Below are 4243 nucleotides of genomic sequence, written 5' to 3' on the forward strand. Positions count from 1 at the left end.
GACGGCTACGGCCGCGGCGGCTACTAAGCCCTCGCATCCCATCGAATGGCGGCCCTGCCGCCTTTCACTGAAAAAGCTCCTTCGGGAGCTTTTTTCGTTTCTGCGCCACCCGGGCATCGGGGCCGCGCGGGCTTACCCGTAGTAAGCGCTACGCATTAGTCCCTACCGGTCAGGTCAGCCAGCGGTCAGCCGCCGGAAACGACCCTCATCCCTCCAAAACAGAGGGTCGAGAGACATGAAAATCAAGAGCCAGGCCGACTTCTTTTCAGGAGTCATGTTCACGGCCGTGGGCGGCGCCTTCGCCATCGGCGCCACCGCATACAACATCGGCGACGGGGCCCGCATGGGTCCCGGTTACTTCCCGCTCATGCTGGGCATCCTGCTCGCGCTGCTCGGGCTGGGGATCATGTTCCAGGCCATGGTGGTCGAGACCACCGACGGCGATCCGATCGGCAAATGGGCCTGGAAGCCGCTGGCCTACGTGCTGGGCGCCAACCTCGCGTTCGGCGTGCTGCTGGGCGGTCTGCCGAGCATCGGCCTGCCGGCCATGGGAATGATCATCGCGATCTACGCGCTCACCATCATCTCGAGCATGGCGGGCGAACACTTCAACCTGCGCGATGTGCTGGTGCTCGCCACCATCCTCGCGGCGGGCAGCTACGTGGCCTTCATCTGGGCGCTCAAGCTCCAGATCCAGGTCTGGCCCACCTTCATCGCCGGTTGAGGAGCACACCGCCATGGAACTGTTCCACAACCTCGCGACCGGCTTCGGCGTCGCCTTCACCTTCACCAACCTGCTGTACTGCCTGGTCGGCTGCATCCTGGGCACGCTGATCGGCGTGCTGCCGGGCATCGGCCCGGTCGCGACCATCGCGATGCTGCTGCCCGCGACCTACGCGCTGCCGCCCGTCTCGGCGCTGATCATGCTGGCCGGCATCTACTACGGCGCGCAGTACGGCGGGTCGACCACCGCCATCTTGGTCAACCTGCCCGGGGAGTCGTCCTCGGTCGTGACCTGCATCGACGGCTACCAGATGGCAAGGCAGGGCCGCGCGGGCCCGGCGCTCGCGGCCGCGGGCCTGGGCTCGTTCTTCGCGGGCTGCGTCGGTACGCTGATCCTGGCCGCCTTCGCGCCGCCGCTGACCGAGCTGGCCTTCAAGTTCGGCCCGGCCGAGTACTTCTCGCTGATGGTGCTGGGCCTGATCGGCGCCGTGGTGCTGGCCTCGGGCTCGCTGCTCAAGGCGGTGGCGATGATCGTGCTGGGCCTGCTGCTGGGCATCGTCGGCACCGACGTGAACTCGGGCGTGGCGCGCTTCAGCTTCGACATTCCCGAACTGACCGACGGCATCGGCTTCGTGGTGATCGCCATGGGCGTGTTCGGCTACGGCGAAATCATCGGCAACCTCTCGCAGCCCGACGACGAGCGCGAGGTCTTCACGCACAAGGTCAAGGGCCTGTGGCCCACCAAGGACGACTTCAAGCGCATGACGCCCGCGGTGCTGCGCGGCACGGCCCTCGGCTCGGCCCTGGGCATCCTGCCGGGCGGCGGCGCGCTGCTGGCGGCCTTCGCGGCCTATGCGCTCGAGAAGAAGATCAAGATGCGCCCGGGCGAAGTGCCCTTCGGCAAGGGCAACATCCGCGGCGTGGCCTCGCCCGAGTCGGCCAACAACGCCGGCGCGCAGACCTCCTTCATTCCGCTCTTGACGCTGGGCATTCCGCCCAACGCCGTGATGGCGCTGATGGTGGGCGCGATGACGATCCACAACATCCAGCCGGGCCCGCAGGTGATGACCAGCAACCCGGAACTGTTCTGGGGCCTGATCGCCTCGATGTGGATCGGCAACGCGATGCTGATCATCCTGAACCTGCCGCTGATCGGCATGTGGATCAAGCTGCTGACGGTGCCCTACAAGTTCCTGTTCCCGGCGATCGTGCTGTTCTGCGCCATCGGCGTGTACTCGACCAACAACAACACCTTCGACGTCTGGATGGTCGCGATCTTCGGCTTCGTCGGCTACCTGTTCCTCAAGCTGCGCACCGAGCCGGCCCCGCTGCTGCTGGGCTTCATCCTCGGGCCGATGATGGAAGAGAACCTGCGGCGCGCGCTGCTGCTGTCGCGCGGTGCCTGGAGCGTGTTCGTCACGCGGCCGTTGTCGGCCGGCCTGCTGGTGGCCGCGGCGCTGCTGCTGGGCATCGTGCTGCTGCCGGCCGTGAAGTCCAAGCGCGAGGAAGCCTTCGTCGAGGATTGAGCGCCCCGCGCATCCCATGAAAGAAAAGGCCCCGGTTTGTCCCGGGGCCTTTTCTATTGGAGGAAGGCGTCGTACGCGGTCTTGAGGATCAGCGCGCTGACCACGACCATGAACACGATCCGCACGAAGCCCGCACCGTGCCTGAGCGCCACGCGCGTGCCGATCAGGCTGCCGGCCACGTTGGCGACCGCCATCGCCAGCCCGTAGTGCCACCAGACATGGCCCTTGAACGCGAGCAGCAGCAGCGCCGCGCCGTTGGTGAGCACGTTGATGACCTTGGCCGAGGCCGAGGCGTTGAGGAAGTCGTAGCCCATCCAGCGCACGAACAGGAACACCAGGAAGCTGCCCGTGCCGGGACCGAAGAAGCCGTCATAGACACCGATGCCCAGGCCGATGCCGCAGGCCGCGAGCGTCTCGGCGCGGCCGGTGAAGCGCGGCGCGTGGTGGCGGCCCATGTCCTTGCGCGCCAGCGTGTAGAGCAGCACCGCCAGCAGGATCGCGGGCAGCGCGCGGCGCAGGAAATCGCCCGGAAACTGGGTGACGCCCCAGGCGCCGGCCAGCGCGCCGCAGAAACCGGCCAGCGCGGCCGGCCACAGCGCGCCCCAGCGCATCTGCACGCGCTGGCTGAACTGCGCCGCCGAAGCGGCCGTGCCCCAGATCGACGCGCTCTTGTTGGTGCCCAGCAACGTGGCCGGCGGCGCGCCGGGAAAGGCCGCGAACAGCGCCGGCACCAGGATCAATCCACCCCCACCCACGATCGCATCCACGAACCCCGCGAGCAGCGAGGCCGCGGTCATCAGCCACATGTCCATGGCCGCGATTGTCGCACCGGAATCGCTATCAAAAGAGTAGCTATAAACAGGGATACCGCCGGCCGTTCCTCCGCTTTTCACGACAAGGATTCGGGGCGCCGATGCGACAGCGACAGGCAAAAAAAAGCGCCGACCAGCGGCGCTTTTCAATCTGTGAACCAGGCTCTCGAATGTAGCCTTTTGGATGATTGTTCTTGTCGATCGGGAATTTGTCTCCTCGGCCCTCGGCAGCACGAGCAGGGCCCGTTCGCGAGTGGCTGGACTTTAGGGGGTGCACCGCCGCAGTGCATTGGGAATTACCCGCTTTGCCTTACTTTCGCGCACGGCGTAGCAAACCAAAGTGTTTCATGCGGTTAACGATGGTGGCACGACTTGTGCACAGAGTCCGGACCACCACTCCAAGAAGAGACCGCCGCCATGGCCCTGGTACCGCAAGCCTCCATCAGCGCCGCGGACACCGCGTGGATGATGACCTCCACGGTGCTGGTGCTGCTGATGACGCTGCCGGGCATCGCGCTCTTCTACGCCGGCATGGTGCGACGCAAGAACGTGCTCGCCACGATGGCCTGCGTGGTCGCCATCGCCGCGGTGGTGTCGCTGACCTGGTTCGCGCTCGGTTACTCGCTGGCCTTCACGCCCGGCTGGCCCTGGCTCGGCGGCACCGGGCGCTTCTGGTTCGCGGGCTTCGACTACCTGAAGGACGCCGGCACGCTGGCCGTGAGCCACGTGGCGCCCAACGTGCCCGAGACGGTCTACGCGATGTTCCAGCTGAGCTTCGCGATCATCACCACCGCGCTGGTGCTCGGCGCCTTCGTCGAGCGCATGCGCTTCTCGGCCGTGCTGTGGTTCGCGCTGCTGTGGAGCGTGCTGGTCTATGCGCCGATCGCGCACTGGGTCTGGGAACCTGGCGGCTGGCTCGCGCAGATGGGCGCGCTCGACTTCGCGGGCGGCTCGGTGGTGCACGTCAACGCGGGCGTGGCGGGGCTGGTCTGCGCCTATGCGCTGGGCCCGCGCCGCGGCTATGGCCGCGAGCCCTTCGAGCCCTACAACCTGGCCTTCACCATGGCCGGTGCCAGCCTGCTGTGGGTGGGCTGGTTCGGCTTCAATGCGGGCTCGGCGGTGGCGGCCGACGGACGCGCGGGCCTCGCGATGCTGGTCACGCACGTGGCGGCCGCCGCGGGC

Annotated in this window: 4 protein-coding genes; 3 read left to right on the plus strand and 1 reads right to left on the minus strand. The window is 67.1% G+C overall.

Annotation, left to right across the window (positions count from 1 at the left end; all coding sequences use genetic code 11):
- Positions 1 to 235: 235 nt before the first annotated feature.
- Together AC27VN_RS34345 and AC27VN_RS34350 are read left to right on the plus strand one after the other, a co-directional pair.
- Positions 236 to 724, plus strand: a complete 489-nt coding sequence (locus AC27VN_RS34345; protein WP_093351008.1) for a tripartite tricarboxylate transporter TctB family protein — start codon at positions 236 to 238, stop codon at positions 722 to 724.
- A 13-nt stretch (positions 725 to 737) separates the two neighbouring features.
- Entirely contained in the window at positions 738 to 2249 is a 1512-nt protein-coding gene (locus AC27VN_RS34350; protein WP_093351011.1) for a tripartite tricarboxylate transporter permease, read from the plus strand.
- A gap of 53 nt (positions 2250 to 2302) precedes the next feature.
- Here AC27VN_RS34350 and AC27VN_RS34355 read toward each other — a convergent pair whose 3' ends face one another.
- On the minus strand, positions 2303 to 3061 hold the full coding sequence (locus tag AC27VN_RS34355) for a sulfite exporter TauE/SafE family protein (RefSeq protein WP_490879479.1): 759 nt from the start codon (positions 3059 to 3061) through the stop codon (positions 2303 to 2305).
- A gap of 417 nt (positions 3062 to 3478) precedes the next feature.
- Between AC27VN_RS34355 and AC27VN_RS34360 the strand changes: the two genes are divergently transcribed.
- The coding region (locus tag AC27VN_RS34360; protein ID WP_490879480.1) for an ammonium transporter at positions 3479 to 4243 on the plus strand (765 nt) is incomplete at its 3' end.

The sequence above is a fragment of the Variovorax sp. 20P10.2.4 genome (assembly GCF_058244205.1).

What these genes read in the sequence shown, in the direction of transcription:
- AC27VN_RS34345 (WP_093351008.1), top strand. Translation starts at nt 236, where the DNA reads ATGAAAATCAAGAGCCAGGCCGACTTCTTTTCAGGAGTCATGTTCACG.
- AC27VN_RS34350 (WP_093351011.1), top strand. Translation starts at nt 738, where the DNA reads ATGGAACTGTTCCACAACCTCGCGACCGGCTTCGGCGTCGCCTTCACC.
- AC27VN_RS34355 (WP_490879479.1), bottom strand. Translation starts at nt 3,061, where the DNA reads ATGGACATGTGGCTGATGACCGCGGCCTCGCTGCTCGCGGGGTTCGTG.